Annotated in this window: 12 protein-coding genes and 1 pseudogene; 11 read left to right on the top strand and 2 right to left on the bottom strand. The window is 61.6% G+C overall.

Annotation, left to right across the window (positions count from 1 at the left end; all coding sequences use genetic code 11):
• Window positions 1-40 precede the first annotated feature (40 nt).
• Entirely contained in the window at window positions 41-340 is a 300-nt protein-coding gene (locus tag DQG17_RS20410; RefSeq protein WP_116134788.1) for a hypothetical protein, read from the top strand.
• A gap of 108 nt (window positions 341-448) precedes the next feature.
• Here the strand turns inward: DQG17_RS20410 and DQG17_RS20405 are convergent, their stop codons facing one another.
• The gene (locus DQG17_RS20405) at window positions 449-2,425 is read right to left on the bottom strand and encodes an acyltransferase family protein (RefSeq protein WP_157973699.1); all 1,977 of its coding nucleotides are present in this window, start codon (window positions 2,423-2,425) and stop codon (window positions 449-451) included.
• Window positions 2,426-2,773: 348 nt separating this feature from the next.
• Window positions 2,774-3,556, bottom strand: a complete 783-nt coding sequence (locus DQG17_RS20400) for a Crp/Fnr family transcriptional regulator (RefSeq protein ID WP_116134734.1) — start codon at window positions 3,554-3,556, stop codon at window positions 2,774-2,776.
• 200 nt (window positions 3,557-3,756) lie between these two features.
• Here DQG17_RS20400 and DQG17_RS20395 point away from each other — a divergent pair, with 200 nt between their 5' ends.
• The 10 genes and pseudogenes from DQG17_RS20395 to DQG17_RS20350 all read left to right on the top strand — a co-directional run bounded on the left by DQG17_RS20395 (window position 3,757) and on the right by DQG17_RS20350 (window position 14,692).
• Window positions 3,757-4,212 (top strand): host attachment protein, encoded by a 456-nt coding sequence (locus DQG17_RS20395; protein ID WP_116134732.1) that lies wholly within the window; start codon window positions 3,757-3,759, stop codon window positions 4,210-4,212.
• A gap of 42 nt (window positions 4,213-4,254) precedes the next feature.
• Window positions 4,255-5,157 (top strand): Crp/Fnr family transcriptional regulator, encoded by a 903-nt coding sequence (locus DQG17_RS20390; RefSeq protein ID WP_157973698.1) that lies wholly within the window; start codon window positions 4,255-4,257, stop codon window positions 5,155-5,157.
• Between the two features lie 223 nt (window positions 5,158-5,380).
• Window positions 5,381-5,683: a BON domain-containing protein gene (locus tag DQG17_RS20385; protein WP_116134727.1), complete on the top strand. Its 303-nt coding sequence runs from the start codon at window positions 5,381-5,383 to the stop codon at window positions 5,681-5,683.
• Window positions 5,684-5,693: 10 nt separating this feature from the next.
• Window positions 5,694-7,313 carry an MBL fold metallo-hydrolase RNA specificity domain-containing protein gene (locus DQG17_RS20380; RefSeq protein ID WP_116134725.1) on the top strand — a complete coding sequence of 540 codons (1,620 nt, stop codon included), beginning with the start codon at window positions 5,694-5,696 and terminating at the stop codon, window positions 7,311-7,313.
• A 180-nt stretch (window positions 7,314-7,493) separates the two neighbouring features.
• Window positions 7,494-9,296: a calcium-binding protein gene (locus tag DQG17_RS20375; protein WP_116134723.1), complete on the top strand. Its 1,803-nt coding sequence runs from the start codon at window positions 7,494-7,496 to the stop codon at window positions 9,294-9,296.
• A 437-nt stretch (window positions 9,297-9,733) separates the two neighbouring features.
• Window positions 9,734-11,110, top strand: a complete 1,377-nt coding sequence (locus DQG17_RS20370) for a PLP-dependent aminotransferase family protein (RefSeq protein ID WP_116134721.1) — start codon at window positions 9,734-9,736, stop codon at window positions 11,108-11,110.
• A gap of 16 nt (window positions 11,111-11,126) precedes the next feature.
• Window positions 11,127-11,933, top strand: a pseudogene (locus DQG17_RS20365) (carbon-nitrogen hydrolase family protein); the annotation flags it as partial.
• A 181-nt stretch (window positions 11,934-12,114) separates the two neighbouring features.
• Window positions 12,115-13,530 carry a cytochrome ubiquinol oxidase subunit I gene (locus DQG17_RS20360; protein ID WP_116134719.1) on the top strand — a complete coding sequence of 472 codons (1,416 nt, stop codon included), beginning with the start codon at window positions 12,115-12,117 and terminating at the stop codon, window positions 13,528-13,530.
• A gap of 14 nt (window positions 13,531-13,544) precedes the next feature.
• Window positions 13,545-14,552 carry a cytochrome d ubiquinol oxidase subunit II gene (gene cydB / locus DQG17_RS20355; protein WP_116134718.1) on the top strand — a complete coding sequence of 336 codons (1,008 nt, stop codon included), beginning with the start codon at window positions 13,545-13,547 and terminating at the stop codon, window positions 14,550-14,552.
• On the top strand, window positions 14,552-14,692 hold the full coding sequence (locus DQG17_RS20350) for a DUF2474 domain-containing protein (RefSeq protein ID WP_116134716.1): 141 nt from the start codon (window positions 14,552-14,554) through the stop codon (window positions 14,690-14,692). The genes cydB and DQG17_RS20350 overlap by 1 nt, the downstream gene beginning before the upstream one ends.
• Window positions 14,693-14,856 lie beyond the last annotated feature (164 nt).

The following is a 14,856-nucleotide window of genomic DNA, read 5'->3' as shown; positions in this document are numbered from 1 at the left end:
CATGCTCGCAGTCTTCCGGCGAAAGCGATATGTCCCAGGCATGTCGCAGCTGCGCACTCTCTGGCGGGGCGATTACGCCCTCGCCGACGCCTTCTGGACGTGGGCGGTCACCGTCGGCCTTCTGGTCAACGTTGCGACGAGCCTGCTTTTCCTGATCCTGATCACACAAGATCAGCCCTGGGCGGCGCTGCTGATCGGCTACGGGGTGTCGCTACCCTACAATTTCGTTGCGATCGTGGGCGTATGGCGCGCGGCGGCCCGGTACCATGGCCCAGCCATTCACGCCGATCTCGCCCGCGGCGCGACAGTGGTGCTCATGGCGGCGCTGAGCTTGACCTGATCGAAAGAAATCAGCCGACGCACACGGCTTTGGCAGATCGTGGTCGCTGCTCGTCGATGAGCCTTTCACGATGAGGGCAGCGTCCGGGTGGCGGCCGCGCCAGGTCAGTCAATCACCTGGATCTTTGTCCAACAGTTGCGCCAACGCCGGATAGCGGGCCAACATGGTCTGCAAAACAAAATCGCCTCCATCCGGCGCCCAATGACCATAATCAATGATGATCGGGTTGCCGTCAGGTGTCAGGTAGAGGCAGTCGGGATCGCAGAACGCGGCATAGCTGGAGAGATACAGGACGTCGCTATCGGCAAACACTTCGGCCAGCCGTGCGTCGAGCGCTGCATAGGGGGCCATGTTACCCGTTTTCATGCGCGCGTGAAACTCCTCCATCGTCCGGCTGACGGTGGTCGTGACATTGATCTGTGGGTGGAATTCTGGCCGCGGCCCCCAGAAAACCACATCCACCCCCTGCGTCGCGATCTCTTGCAGGCCCACCCGGACCCGCTCGATCGCAGCCTGATCGATACCTTCGATGATGCCGTCATTGCTTTTCTCGCCAAGCAGAAAATCCGCCGACCGCTGCGTGTAAAGAACGAGGTCGATATCCGCCTTGTTGGATCCAACCCATTTCAGGGCATCTTCGAGTTGCCGCAGGCAGGGACCGCTTCTGGACCGGTCAGTATGACCACTCGAACACCCCCGCCATTTCAGCTTTACGACACTCCTGGCCTCTGCCTGACGTTTCAGGGCAATCCACATATCCGTGGCATGGCTGTCACCCAACACCAGCACGGTATGTTCCGCGGCCTCGGGAACGCAGTTCTCGAAATCCTCGTCCGCCGCGTTCCCGGCCTGTGTGGAATACCCGCAGGTATACCTGCCCGTGATCTCTCTGCGCTCCAACCTGCCGTCCCGGACCGAACGGTCCAGTTTCGCCAGTTCCGCCGGCATGCGCCAAGGCAAACCGTCCGCCGCCGCAATCCCCCAGCCGAACAGCAGCGCGACCGCTGCCGCGCTCGCCATCCTGCGCCCCAGCACCCGGTCCGTCACGGCGAAGCCTGTCGTTCCTCCAGCCACCCCACCGACATCGGCACGGCGCCGGAACGGCATCTCCACCCAGTGATACATCGCTGCCCCCAAGGCGATGGCGACGAGCGTCAAGCCCGCCACCTCGCCCATGCCGGTGGGCGCGCCGCGACCATAGGAATAGAAGACGACCAGCGGCCAGTGCACGAGATAGAGCGAATAACTGATCCGGCCGATATAGCGAAATGGCTCCTGTCCCAGTATGCGGTTCAGCCAGCCTTCCGGACCTGCCCAGATCACCAGCGTTGCACCCAGGCAGGGCAATAACGCCGCCATGCCGGGAAAACGCGTCGTTTCGTCATAAAGAAAGGACGCAGCCAGGATCATCGTCACGCCGGCAATCGAGGCCAGGTTCCGCGCTCCGGTCCTGCGCGCAGGCAGCAGCGCCAGTCCCGCCCCAAAGCCAAATTCATAGATGCGGTATGGCGTAAGGTAAAACACCGCCGTCGGATGGCGCGCCATCATGGCTTCCGCCGCCGCGAGGCTGAGCATCGAAACCAGGATGAGGCAAATCGCGACGCCACGTCGACCGAACCGCGCCGACAGCAGAAGCAGCGTCGGCCAGACCAGATAGAACTGCTCCTCGACCCCAAGCGACCATGTGTGCAGAAGCGGCTTGTAGAGCCCCGCTTCGTCGAAATATCCAGCCTCGCGCCAGAACTGGATGTTCGAGATCGAGGCCACGGCGGCCATGCTCGCCCGGCCCAGCATTTCGAAATGAACCGGCGCAAGCACGAAAAGACCAATTGCCAATGTGCCGATAACCGTGGCCAGCAATGCCGGCCCGAGCCGCCGCAGCCGCCGCATATAGAAGCCGCCAAAGGAAAACCGCCCCGCCTCGATGTCCCGCAGCACCAGCGTCGTGATCAGGTAGCCGCTGATGACAAAGAACACATCGACGCCCACGAAGCCCCCCGAGAGCGTCTGCAGGCCCATGTGGAACAGCACCACGACCATCACCGCGACGGCGCGTAGACCGTCGATATCCGCTCGGTACTTCATCGAGGACGGGTTCCTGACTTGACACATTGTTTGCGCCGGTTCTTTCACAGACCCATGTTCCCGGCATCCCGGCATCCCGGCATCCCGGCATCCCGGCATCCCGGAACGAGACGGGTTGCCCCATCCGCCCGTGCTGCATGGAGAGATCTTGGATCGAACACGATCTGAACGATGGCTACATGCGCGCGGATGACGGGCGCAAGGTCTGTTTGCAGAAGGACACGCTGACCGTTGGCGACGGGTCTTATCTGTCCGTCGGCACGCGGCTTCGGTTTCGCGAGATGCCAGGGGGCAAGGAACCCTTCTCCACGGGTGTGGCACCGGTGATCCGGTCGATGCCGGCCACGATCATTCCGATGTCTTTTGGACGAGGTCGACCAACCGCTCGAGCGAGGCCGTATCGCCCAGGTCGGGTTCGCCGATTTCTCCGACAAGAGCCGCTATCTCAGCGACCTCGACGAGATCGGGCCGCAGGATCTTGACCAGCCCGTCATCGGCCAAGGCATGAAGGGCGCGGCTGATGGACTCGACCCGTGTTCCCAGCAAATGTGCCATATCCGGTCGACTCAAGGGGATGCGGATGCGGATGGCGCGATCCTTTACCGTGATAAGACGGTCGATCGTCTGGTACCGCGTGCACAACAGAAGCAGAAAACCCGCCAAGCGACCGCGAATCTTCGGATTGGCAAGGATGATCATCCAGTCTCGCGCCCGGTCAAGTTCGGTCATGAGGTTGAGAACAAGCAACCGGTCAAGTTTGGGCGTTCGGAGCAACAGAGCCTCGAAGCCAGTGCGTTCGAACGCGCAGACACCCGCATTCGTTGCGGCTTCGACCGAGAAGTGCATTCTACCATCGAACACGCGCCCGAACATGTCCCCCGCGACCAGCAGTCCGACCACATGCTGCCGCCCGTCGGGCAAGGATTTCTGCATCTTCAGGATTCCATTACGGACAATACCAATCGTCTCCAGGTGCGTTCCTGTCTCGGCGATCGTTTGCCCCGCCCCGTAGGACCGCCGTCGGCAAATCGCCTGCAGAGCCTTTCGTACGGACTCGGGAAGGTCACGGAAATCGGGCAACTCACTCAAATCACACTTTGCGTTCTGGGTTGTGTCTTCCGAGTTTCGCATATTCTCAACTCTCCCCGGGCCCCCACTCCAGGAGCAATAATGGACACCCCGCCTCTGGGACGTTCATCCTCCCAGAAGCGCGCATATTGCCCGCAGCCTAAATTAAAGCACAAATGGGAACGAAGATTGCGAATTATCAATGACCCTGGGCGCCGCCCGTGCTGATCTGAATTGAGGATTGCCGGTTCCTTGGGGGGTTCATGCGCGGTTCAAGGACTTGGGCGCTCGTCATGAACGCTGTGCGGGCGCGCATCTTGCAGGGTGTAGGGGACGGTGACGGAGAAGGCGCCGTTGAACTGGTGAGCCGGGCACGCTCAACCCACCTTCGCGACATCATGACCGACAAGCCGGGCCGAAGTTTCTCGTCGGGCGCGACGGGTCGGCGGTCGGCAATCGAGATGGGTAGCGATCCCATCCTTCGCGACATGCAGGACTTCGCAAGCGAAACCGCCGAATTGCTGGAGAAACACCGCCGGGCGGGCGACTTTGCCCGGCTGGCCCTCTTCGCCGAGCCGAAGATGCTGGGCATCCTGAGGAAGGAATTTCCCGCTACGCTCTGGGCCACCGTCTTTCTGGACCTGCCATTGAACCTGATCGCGCTTTCGGAGCGTGACCTTCGCGCACGGGTGCTCGAAGAAATCCGAAATCATAAATGACCTTTCCGGCAGGGAATGTCAGATACAGAAAGAGAGGCGGCCATGATCCTCACCAAATCGAAACCACAATCGGCATTGTGTGACGATTGCCCGCTGAATTCCCGGCAACTCTGTCGATTCCCGCTTGGACTATCGGATCAATTCGCCGCCCAGTTGGTCCCGCGACTTCGCACCATCGCGGCAGAGACGCGGCTGCAGGAAGAGAACGAACGACCACGGTTTGCCGGGATCCTGCGACGCGGGTATCTGAGAACCGAGCGCATCCTGAGCGATGGTCGGCGCAGTGTCCTGAACATCCAGGCTCCGGGCGATCTGATAGGCTGCGTATTTGGATCGGTCCGCGGTCCTGCCCTCGTGGCCGCCACCGACGTGGAATACTGCGCCTTCGATCCTGCGACCCTGCGTCGGACATTGCAGGTCGACACCTCGCTCAAGGCGAAGTTCCTTGCCGAGGCCATCAGGCAGAACACCAGACAACTGGAAATGGTCTGGCGCCGTGGCGCGCTCAACAGCCGCGAACGGATCGTCGCATTCCTGGTGATGGCCGCAGAGTTCATGCCGACTGAACCGCAGCCCGATGGGAGCGTCATCGTGACAATCACGTTATCCCGCAAGGACTGGGCAGATTTTTCCAACACGACCGTCGAGACGATCTGCCGGATCCTGGGCTATCTGGCCGAGACGGACATGGTCTCAAGGGTCGCCCCGTCGCGCTACCGCATTCGCGACCTCGGTGTCCTGACACAGCTTGCCGGACTGGACTCGCTGCGTGACAGAAATGCGATGGTTGCAGAGGGACTGCCGCAAAGACCGGGCGTCGGCCAGTCTCCGTCCCCGCTCGATAAAACGGTCGGTCCCCATACGCAGGGTCGTTCTGCAAACGGGCATCCCTCATTTCGGCAAGGATCGACCGACATCCAGACGCGCCGATGCGCTCCGTCCTAGGGACAAAAAAGGTTCTGCCGACCTCCTGTTCCGTCCTTGTCCGAGCGCCATTTCCACGCATCGATCTCGATCCTCCGCTTCACCCCTTTGGACAGAGCCGGCGCGCAGATCTGCGCGGCAGTGGCCGTGATGCTCGGCGCGGTGGAAAAAACAACCTGCCTCACGAAACGAGGCCGCATGTTAGGCTGCAGTCAAGGAACGGGAGTTTCCGGGAAACCAGGACATGGGCGACAGGGAAATAACACAGGTCATCCCGAAGGAGCTGGATTTCGACCCCAGCCTGCATTCGACCGACGTCGGTATCGTGGTCGATGGCGGGGTCGCAGCCATCACCGGACAGGTTCCATTTCCTTCCGACAAGACAATGGCGATCGAGATCGCCGAATCCCTGCGTGGTGTTTCGCATCGTCCCGCCTGGCCCGCTTCGCCGAACAGCCCCCCTGCCTGGCCGCCGGATCCGGGCGCCAAAGGGCGCGGCCTGCCGACCCTCTCAGACGCAGCCGGCCGCTGCATTCATCATTCATAGCGAGACATTCATGCCTTCCCAGACGATTGCTTCACCGAATTCGGACCCGATCCTGATGTTTCACGGCGCGGCGCGTGCCGTCACCGGGTCATGCTTTCGCTTGCAGACATCCAGGGGGCAGATCCTGATTGATTGCGGTCTGTTCCAGGGGTCGAAGACCGAGAAAAGCCTCAACTACCGCCCCTTCCCCTTTGACCCGCGAAAGATCGCCGCGGTCATCCTGACCCATGCACATATTGACCATTCCGGACTGCTGCCGAAGCTCGTTCACCACGGCTTCGATGGCGCAATCCACGCGACCCCGGCAACCACGGACCTTTGCGCCGTGATGCTGCCAGACTCGGCCCATATTCAGGAGATAGAGGTCGAGCAGTACAACGCGCGTGCCGCGCGGCGGCACCGGGACCGGATCGTCCCTATCTACACGTCTGCCGATGTAAAAGCCTGCCTGAAATGCTTCTCGGAGCACCGCACCGGCGACTGGTTCGACGTGATCGCTGGCGTCAGGGCGCGCTTCTGGAACGCCGGTCATCTGCTCGGGTCCGCCTCGATCGAGGTCGAGATCGCGCGGGATGCGGGAAACACCCCTGTGCGGATCCTGTTCTCCGGAGACATCGGACCAGACTTCAAATTGCTGCAGCCAGACCCCGAGGGCCCGTCCGGTATCGACTACCTCATTTGCGAGTCGACCTATGGAGATACCGACCGCGAGGATTCCTCGGAAGACCATCGGCGGAAGCTTCTGGCCGAAGAGGTGCGCGCGGCAATTCAGCCGAACGGTGCCCTCCTGATCCCGTCTTTCGCGGTCGAACGCGCGCAGGAACTGATCAGCGACCTCGGTCAGATGATGGCCGAGGGAACGCTGCCGGTCATTCCGATCTATGTCGACAGTCCGCTCGCGAGCCGGGCAACGGAGGTTTTCAAAAAACACGCAAACGAACTCGAAGTCGGTGCCGCGTTCATGCGGGGACTCCGATCACACCAGATCCATTTTACCCAGACTCGCGAACAAAGCATCGCTCTCGACCATGTGCGCGGCTTTCACATTGTCATCGCGGCGTCCGGCATGTGCGAGGCAGGCAGGATCCGGCACCGGCTCAAAAACTGGATCTGGCGCGACGAGGCAACCGTTCTGCTCACTGGTTTCCAGGCCGAGGGGACCCTGGGTCGCATCCTGCAGCAAGGTGTGCCGCGCGTGCGCATCCAGGGCGAGGAGTTCCGCGTCCGCGCACGGATCAGGTCGATCGACCTGTATTCCGGACATGCCGATGGGCCAGAACTGGCGCAGTGGATCCGGGAACGTTTGCCCCTGACGCACGACCTCTTCCTCGTACATGGCGAACCCGCAGCAATCGATGGGCTGGCCAACAGGGTGCATGGCGACGTCAGACCCGAAAGGATCTGTCGTCCCGTCCTTGATGAAGGATTCATCCTCACCGACAGCGGGGCGTCTCCCCTTGCTGTGCCGGCAGAACCGCGGTTGCCTCCCGAGAAAGTCGGACGACTGGATTGGCACAACGATTTGACGGCCCTGATCCTCGATATCAACGATGCGGTGGCCGGACTCGCGGACGAACGGGCCCGGAGCGCCCTGATCCGGCGTCTACGCCGTTCCCTCGAAGGCGAATAGGAATCGGCAGTCCAGAAGTCCGCTTGGTCTGACAGAGCCCGGCTGGCTGCTGCACGGGACCGGACAACCAAGACGCGGCGTTCCCCCGACGACCCCGTTGACAGCCGTCAATGATGACGGGCGGCATCAAAATAGGCTCGTGAGACGGCACCTACGCCGAGAATCAAGGAGTCAACGAAGATGCCCCATCAGAGTGGAAAACCCGACTGGACAGGTGGAAACCCCGGGCTGAATCCTGGCAAGGGCGGCGGCGGCAAGCCGGACGGCGCAGGAAGCAAGAAGGGCGACCTTTTCGGCGATCAACTCGTCCTTTACCGCGATCTCGATCCGGACGATGGCGGCGGCAATGGCGAGCCGATGCTCGACGGGAACGGCCAGCTCATTCCGGTCGGTTACGATCCGACGATGACGCTTGGCGGTGCCGACGGTCTCTTCCCGATCTACTTCGAAGCCGACGCCGAAGGCGATTACGAGATCCCGCCCGCCCTGCTTCCCTTTGTGCAGGAGGTGGAACTCGAACGTGCCAACGTGGCCCGCGCCCCGGCCAAGGTACAGGAAAAGGCGTTGACGGAGGCGCTGGACAAGGTCCTGAATGCCGACGCAATCGACACCGATCCGGCCGGCCGGATCATGTACAGCGACGATGGCGGCGTCACCTTCTCAACCATCGACGCGCCGCTCGAGAACCTCGCGCTCTATCAGTACCTGATGACCAATGCCGATGGTTCACCCGGCGCCTGGCCCGACGTGACCCAGCACTGGGATCCGGTCTTTCTGGCCCTCCTCGGCGATCCGGCAGACGGGCATACAGACCCCGACTGGGACCCCTCGGCGCTGCTCGGCGCGGCGTGGAGCAAGGAAGGCAAGATCACGCTCGACGCGATGATCTACGAGAACACCACGCTCGACGTGAACAAGGTCACAGGCTCCGGTGAGACGCTGAACATCACCTATTTCGACTTCAGCGATCCCCAAGGCGAACTCTACGACTACGACCGGGCGGCCACATACAGCGACACCTGGCTGCGCTGGATCGCGATCGAGGACGGGGCTCCCGTTTTCAAGTACGGCACGGTCTATGACGCCGTCTTTGGCGAAACCCCGTGGCAAGACCTGTATCTGCAACTCGACGACAACGGGACGCCCGGCGACACCTCCGACGACGAATTCGTCTATGTCGGGGCGCCCGATTCCGGCGTGAACGACTTCGCAGCGGCGGCCGACGACAGCCGGGCTGTGATCGAGTTCATCCACAATACACAGGCCGTGGAAGTCGATAAAAGCGAGGTGCCGCCGGAATTCCTGCCCGATGAGGCCTCGACGCTTTCGCTTGCCGCGTTCGCAGTGGCCCCTGCGGACAGCCCCGACGATCACGGCGACGATCACGGCGACGATCACGACGGTGGACATGACGACGACGGTCACGACGACGCGCCCGAAATCGTCCTGGGAACCAACCAGCCCGACACGATCGACGCGGGCGGTGGCCCGCAGGAGATCTATGGCCTGAACGGCGGCGACGTGATCCACGCGGGGGGCGGACCCGACGTGGTCTATGGCGGCAACGGGCCCGATCATCTCTTCGGCGAGGGCGGTCCCGACACGCTCGTGGGGGGTAACGGTCCCGATATCCTTGTGGGAGGCCGCGGAATGGACACGCTGACCGGCGGCAACGGACCGGACACTTTCGTCTACACTGCCGCGCAGGATGTGCCCGGCCATGGCCATGGCGAGGGCGGGCACCGGGAGACTATTACCGACTTCGACCCCGCGTCCGACATGTTCGATTTCAGCGCGATGGACCTCGACGGGTATTCTGAGGACGCAGAGGCTTTCCACGCCTGGGCCGAGCAAAGCGGTCAGGATGGCATCCTTTATGTCGATACCGACGGCGATCTGACCGGCATGCACCCGGCGGAGATGAGCATCCTTCTGGTGGGAGTGGATGTCACCGTCCTTTCCGACGACAACTTCATTTTCTGATCCGTCAGACGGGGCGCTCCGCGACCGCGGAGCGTCCCGACATGGGCGGGTCTTGCAGCTCGGGTCCATGCCCGAGCGGTATTCATTCGCCGCATCGCGCCCCGATCCTGCGACGGATCCCGCAGACAAATCTCTCAGACGCAGCATACAATCCCGCCACCCCAACCCTCGACGCCATCGCCTGGAGGGGATGGCGACAACGGTTTGTCGCGGGGGACCCCGGCCATCGGCCGATTTGTGCATTTGAGCCGTGACGACGCATTTCATACCTCTCCGCGAATGGGTCGTCGGATAGGGTGGCGACTGGCGGAGAAGCCGGATTGTCCGGTGCCGTGTTTCCGTGAACGTCGGGCTTCACCCCATTCCCTCTTCCGTTTGTGTACCATACAAACTATACGAACCGTACGCTAATAAGCCATACAGTTTGAGAGGGCCACATGTGGAAGCCGCGGCTGGTCGAAAACGCGAGGATGAAATACCTCGGTATCGTCGAGGCTCTGGAAGCCGATATCCGGTCCGGGAGGGTCGCAAAAGGGGAACGTCTGCCGGCGCAACGGGCCATTGCCGAGGCGCTTGGCGTCGATCTGACGACGGTGACGCGGGCTTTCAACGAAGCGCGCCGTCGCGGACTTGTCGAGGCTCAGGCAGGGCGGGGCACTTTCGTCAGCGAGGCGCTGGAGGGTCAGTCTCGTGGCCAGTCGCACCCGTTGATAGACCTCAGTATGAACATCCCCTCGCAGCCGTCGGATGTCGATTTCAGCAAGATCTTTCCCCACGGCATTGCGGGGCTTCTCGGCAGTCCTCGTGGCCTGCTCAGCCTCCACTATCAGGAAAGCACGGGATCCGAGCCTGACAGACAGGCTGCGGCGCGCTGGCTCGGTCCTCGGATGGAGGCTGTTGCAGCCGACCGCATCGTGATCGCGGGGGGGGCGCAAAGCGCACTATTCGCGGTTTGCGAGCTGCTGCTTGATCGCGGTGATGCGGTTGCGGCCGGAGCGATGACCTATCCCGGTCTCAAGGCTGTCGCCACTCAAAAGGGGATCGTGATCCAGCCGTTGGGGATGGACGAGAAAGGTATCATCCCGGACGAATTCGAGAAGGCCTGCCGCGAGCGTATGCCGAAGGCACTCTACGTTATTCCCAGCATCGACAATCCGACGACGGCGACCCTTCCGGAGGATCGCAGACGGGCTTTGACGGCAATCGCCCGCAAGCACGGCGTCGCAATCATCGAAGACGATCCTTACGCGCCACTGAGGCTTGAACGAACTGTTTCGATGGCGGAACTGGCCCCCGACATTACCTGGCACATTGCGACTCTGTCCAAATGCGCGAGTCCGGCGCTTCGCGTCGCCTATGTCGTTGCCCCGAGCAGCCCCAAAGCAATGCGCCTTGCGAGCGTATTGCGTGCCACGATCCTTATGGCGCCGCCGCTGATGTCAGCATTGGCGAGCCGTTGGATCATGGACGGAACTCTGGACGAGATCACCAGCGCGATTCGTGCCGAGAATACCGAACGTCAAAAGCTTGCAGCCCTGATACTCGGTGCGCAGGGCTTTGCTGCGGATCCGCAGGGACATCATCTATGGCTGCGTCTGCCCGACCACTGGCGCGCCTCGGAGTTTGCCGAAAATGCAGATCGCGCCGGCGTTTCGATTGTGCCTGCGTCGGCCTTCGCCACCGTCGCGCATCCTGTCGAAGCCGTCAGGATCTCTCTTGGTGTCGCGCCGGATCGAGGAGATCTGGAAGACGGCCTCACTCAACTTGCCAGCCTTATCACGCAGCCCTCACTGGGCACGCGCGCGGTGGTTTAACGTCAGAGAGGTCGTCATGTCCCTCATCAAGGCCGCGGTCGTTCAGGCCGCTCCGGTTCTTTTCGATACCCCCAAGACTCTGACCAAGCTCGGTGAGCTGACCCGCGACGCCGCAGCGAATGGCGCCGATCTCGTCGTCTTTCCAGAGGCTTTTGTCGGCGGCTATCCGAAGGGTTTGGACTTTGGCGCCCGGCTCGGGTTGCGCAGTGCCGAAGGCCGCGAGGACTTTCGACGCTATTTCGAAAGCGCCATTGATGTGCCCGGAGCGGAAGCGTCGCGGATTGGCGAGATCGCGCGGGACAACGGCGTCCACATGGTCGTCGGTGTCATCGAACGCGATGGCGGGACGCTGTACTGCGCCACCCTCACTTACGCCCCTTCCGGCAAGTTGCTCTACAAACATCGCAAGCTGATGCCGACCGCTTTGGAGCGGCTCGTCTGGGGCTTTGGCGACGGCTCTACCATCGGCGTGGTTGATACACCGATCGGGCGGATCGGCAGCGTGATCTGCTGGGAGAACTATATGCCGCTTCTCCGGGCGGCCATGTACGCGCAAGGCATCGAACTCTATTGTGCGCCCACCGTTGACGACCGCGACGCCTGGCTTCCGACAATGCGAACCATCGCGCTCGAAGGGCGCTGCTTTGTCGTCTCGGCCTGTCAGTATCTCACGCGCGGCGATGGTCCGGTCGACGTCGCACCCATTCAGGGGGATGATCCGGCTACCGTCCTGATCCGGGGCGGGTCGTGCATTGTCGATCCGTTTGGCAATGTGCTCGTCGAACCCGATTTCACCGGCGAGACGATCAAGGTCGCGGAAATCGACCGTCGGGCGATCCCGCGCGGAAAGTACGATCTTGATGTCGTTGGCCACTATGCGCGACCGGATATCTTCCAGCTTTCCGTCGACACACGCGCGAAATCTGCCGTCACGTTTGGGGGGGAACACGTTGCCTCCCGGCTGAGGATGACACGGAAGCCTCGCGGCCACAGGAGGCTGAAAAATGTTCGGACTGACGGCTCTGGAGCTGGCACGCATCCAGTTCGGGTTCACCATCTCCTTTCACATCATCTTCCCTGCGATCACGATCGGCCTGGCAAGTTATCTTGCCGTGCTCGAGGGGCTGTGGCTTTGGAAAAAGGACAGGGTTTATCGCGATCTCTATCATTTCTGGTCGCAGATATTCGCGGTCAACTTTGCCATGGGCGTCGTGTCGGGGCTGGTCATGGCCTACCAGTTTGGCACCAACTGGAGTTACTTTTCGGCGTTTGCCGGATCGATTACGGGGCCGCTCCTCGCCTATGAAGTGTTGACGGCCTTCTTCCTCGAAGCAGGCTTTCTCGGTGTGATGCTGTTTGGCTGGAATAAGGTCGGGCCGGGCCTTCATTTCTTTGCGACCATCATGGTGGCGGTCGGCACCCTTATTTCGGCTACATGGATACTGGCATCGAACAGCTGGATGCAGACGCCACAAGGGTTCGAAATCGTCAACGACGTCGTCGTGCCCGTCGACTGGTTCAAGGTCGTTTTCAATCCGTCCTTCCCATACCGGCTCGCCCATATGACCGTGGCGGCATTCCTTGCGACGGCTCTTTTTGTTGGCGCTTCGGGTGCCTGGCATCTCTTGCGGGGTCGCAAGGATGCTCATGTCCGGACGATGTTTTCCATGGCCATGTGGATGGTGTTGATCGTGACACCCGTGCAGATCTTCGTCGGCGATTTGCACGGGCTGAACACGCTTGAGCATCAACCGGCCAAGATAGCGGCCATGGAAGGCCACTGGCGCAACGAACCGGGTGCCGGCGTGCCGCTCATCTTGTTCGGTTGGCCCGACATGGAAGCTGAAGAGACGCTCTACAAGGTCGAGATTCCAAGGCTCGGGGGGCTCATTCTGACGCATAGCCTCGATGGCCAGTACAAGGGTCTGAGTGAATTCGCACCCGAGGATCGCCCGAACTCGACAGTCGCCTTCTGGTCGTTCCGGGTCATGGTCGGTCTGGGCATGCTCATGCTTCTGCTCGGAGCCTGGAGCCTCTGGTTGCGGTGGCGCAAGGGATTGTACGAGCGAAAGTGGTTCCTCCGCCTCGCAATATGGATGGGGCCATCCGGTCTGATCGCGATCCTGGCGGGGTGGTATACAACCGAAATCGGTCGCCAGCCGTGGCTTGTCTATGGCGTGATGCGCACCGCTGACGGCGTCTCGAACCATTCCGCGCTGGCGCTCTCGACAACCCTTGTCGTCTTCATGGTCATGTATTTCGCGGTGTTCGGTACCGGGGTCAGCTACATGCTGAAACTGGTCGCGAAGGGACCTGCCAGCAGCGAGGGCGAGACGCCGCCGCATGATCCGGACAAGTCGCAACGGCCCGCACGGCCGTTGTCGGCCGCGCCCGACAACATCGATCCGGCGATCCGGTAGCGAGGAGAAAGACCATGGGCATCGATCTTCCCCTTGTCTGGGCAATCATCATCGGGTTCGGCCTCATGATGTATGTCATCATGGACGGTTTCGACCTCGGGATCGGCATCCTCTTCCCCTTTGTCCGAGACCGCGATTTCCGCGACACCATGGTCAATAGTGTTGCGCCGGTCTGGGATGGAAACGAGACGTGGCTCGTGTTGGGGGGTGCCGCGTTGCTTGCCGCATTTCCACTCGCCTACTCGGTCATTCTCAGCGCATTGTATTTCCCGCTGATGTTGATGCTGGCGGGTTTGATCTGGCGCGGCGTGGCGTTCGAATTTCGCTTCAAGGCAGACGAAGGGCACAAGGCTTTCTGGGACAAGGCCTTCATGTGGGGTTCGTACATCGCGACCTTTTCTCAAGGGCTTGCCATTGGCGCGTTCATCAACGGCTTCGAAGTTCGGGACGGCTCATATGCCGGTGGCATGTTCGACTGGCTTTCACCGTTCAGCCTGTTTACCGGCGTCGGCATGCTGCTCGCATACGCCTTGCTCGGCGCGACCTGGCTGGTGATGAAGACCGAGGGCGATCTTCAGCGGCGTATGCGCCAGCTCGGTCGACCAATCACCTTGGCGGTGTTGGCGACTATCGCGATCGTCAGCCTTTGGACGCCTTACGCAAATTCCGACATCGCGGCACGCTGGTTTGCACTGCCAAACCTGTTCTTCTTCGCACCGGTGCCGATTCTGGTCGCATTGGCGACATGGATCCTTCTCAGGACGCTGTCGGGCGATCGTCATGCCGCCCCGTTCATCTTGTCGCTGGCGCTGTTGTTCCTTGGGTATTCGGGCCTGGCGATCAGCTTGTGGCCGAACATTGTCCCGCCGGGTATCTCGATCTGGGATGCGGCGTCTCCACCTCAGAGCCTCGGTTTCACCCTGGTCGGCGCGCTGTTCATCATACCGTTCATCCTCGCCTACACCGCGTGGTCCTATTACGTATTCCGAGGCAAGGTGAAGGTCGGGGAGGGGTATCACTGATGTCTGGTGCCGGTCGCCAAAATCTGTGGCTGCGGCGGGTCGGCTGGATGGTCCTGATTTGGATCGGCAGTGTGGCGGCGCTGGCGATTGTCGCGGTTCTGTTTCGCCTGTTGATGAACATGGCCGGAATGACTGTCTGACCGTCCGAATTGTCCGGAAACCATGCTCTGCCCCCCGAGAACCCAAGCGCCTCAGGCTCTTCGGGGAGCGGATCCTGTCACCCGACCCCCACCGTCAGACCGCCGGGATCCGCATCCTCGGACACTGACCAGCGCCTCTGACGCGGACGACCCAACCGCGTCGA

The sequence above is a fragment of the Tropicimonas sp. IMCC34043 genome (assembly GCF_003390845.1).
Classification (GTDB): domain Bacteria; phylum Pseudomonadota; class Alphaproteobacteria; order Rhodobacterales; family Rhodobacteraceae; genus Tropicimonas.
Note: the sequence above shows the minus strand (reverse complement) of the source record. Positions and strands in the feature narration are given on the sequence as shown.

Excerpts from the sequence above, each read along its gene's own strand:
- DQG17_RS20410 (WP_116134788.1), top strand. The coding sequence starts at position 41 with ATGTCGCAGCTGCGCACTCTCTGGCGGGGCGATTACGCCCTCGCCGAC.
- DQG17_RS20405 (WP_157973699.1), bottom strand. The coding sequence starts at position 2,425 with ATGAAGTACCGAGCGGATATCGACGGTCTACGCGCCGTCGCGGTGATG.
- DQG17_RS20400 (WP_116134734.1), bottom strand. The coding sequence starts at position 3,556 with ATGCGAAACTCGGAAGACACAACCCAGAACGCAAAGTGTGATTTGAGT.
- DQG17_RS20395 (WP_116134732.1), top strand. The coding sequence starts at position 3,757 with ATGCGCGGTTCAAGGACTTGGGCGCTCGTCATGAACGCTGTGCGGGCG.
- DQG17_RS20390 (WP_157973698.1), top strand. The coding sequence starts at position 4,255 with ATGATCCTCACCAAATCGAAACCACAATCGGCATTGTGTGACGATTGC.
- DQG17_RS20385 (WP_116134727.1), top strand. The coding sequence starts at position 5,381 with ATGGGCGACAGGGAAATAACACAGGTCATCCCGAAGGAGCTGGATTTC.
- DQG17_RS20380 (WP_116134725.1), top strand. The coding sequence starts at position 5,694 with ATGCCTTCCCAGACGATTGCTTCACCGAATTCGGACCCGATCCTGATG.
- DQG17_RS20375 (WP_116134723.1), top strand. The coding sequence starts at position 7,494 with ATGCCCCATCAGAGTGGAAAACCCGACTGGACAGGTGGAAACCCCGGG.
- DQG17_RS20370 (WP_116134721.1), top strand. The coding sequence starts at position 9,734 with ATGTGGAAGCCGCGGCTGGTCGAAAACGCGAGGATGAAATACCTCGGT.
- DQG17_RS20360 (WP_116134719.1), top strand. The coding sequence starts at position 12,115 with ATGTTCGGACTGACGGCTCTGGAGCTGGCACGCATCCAGTTCGGGTTC.
- cydB (WP_116134718.1), top strand. The coding sequence starts at position 13,545 with ATGGGCATCGATCTTCCCCTTGTCTGGGCAATCATCATCGGGTTCGGC.
- DQG17_RS20350 (WP_116134716.1), top strand. The coding sequence starts at position 14,552 with ATGTCTGGTGCCGGTCGCCAAAATCTGTGGCTGCGGCGGGTCGGCTGG.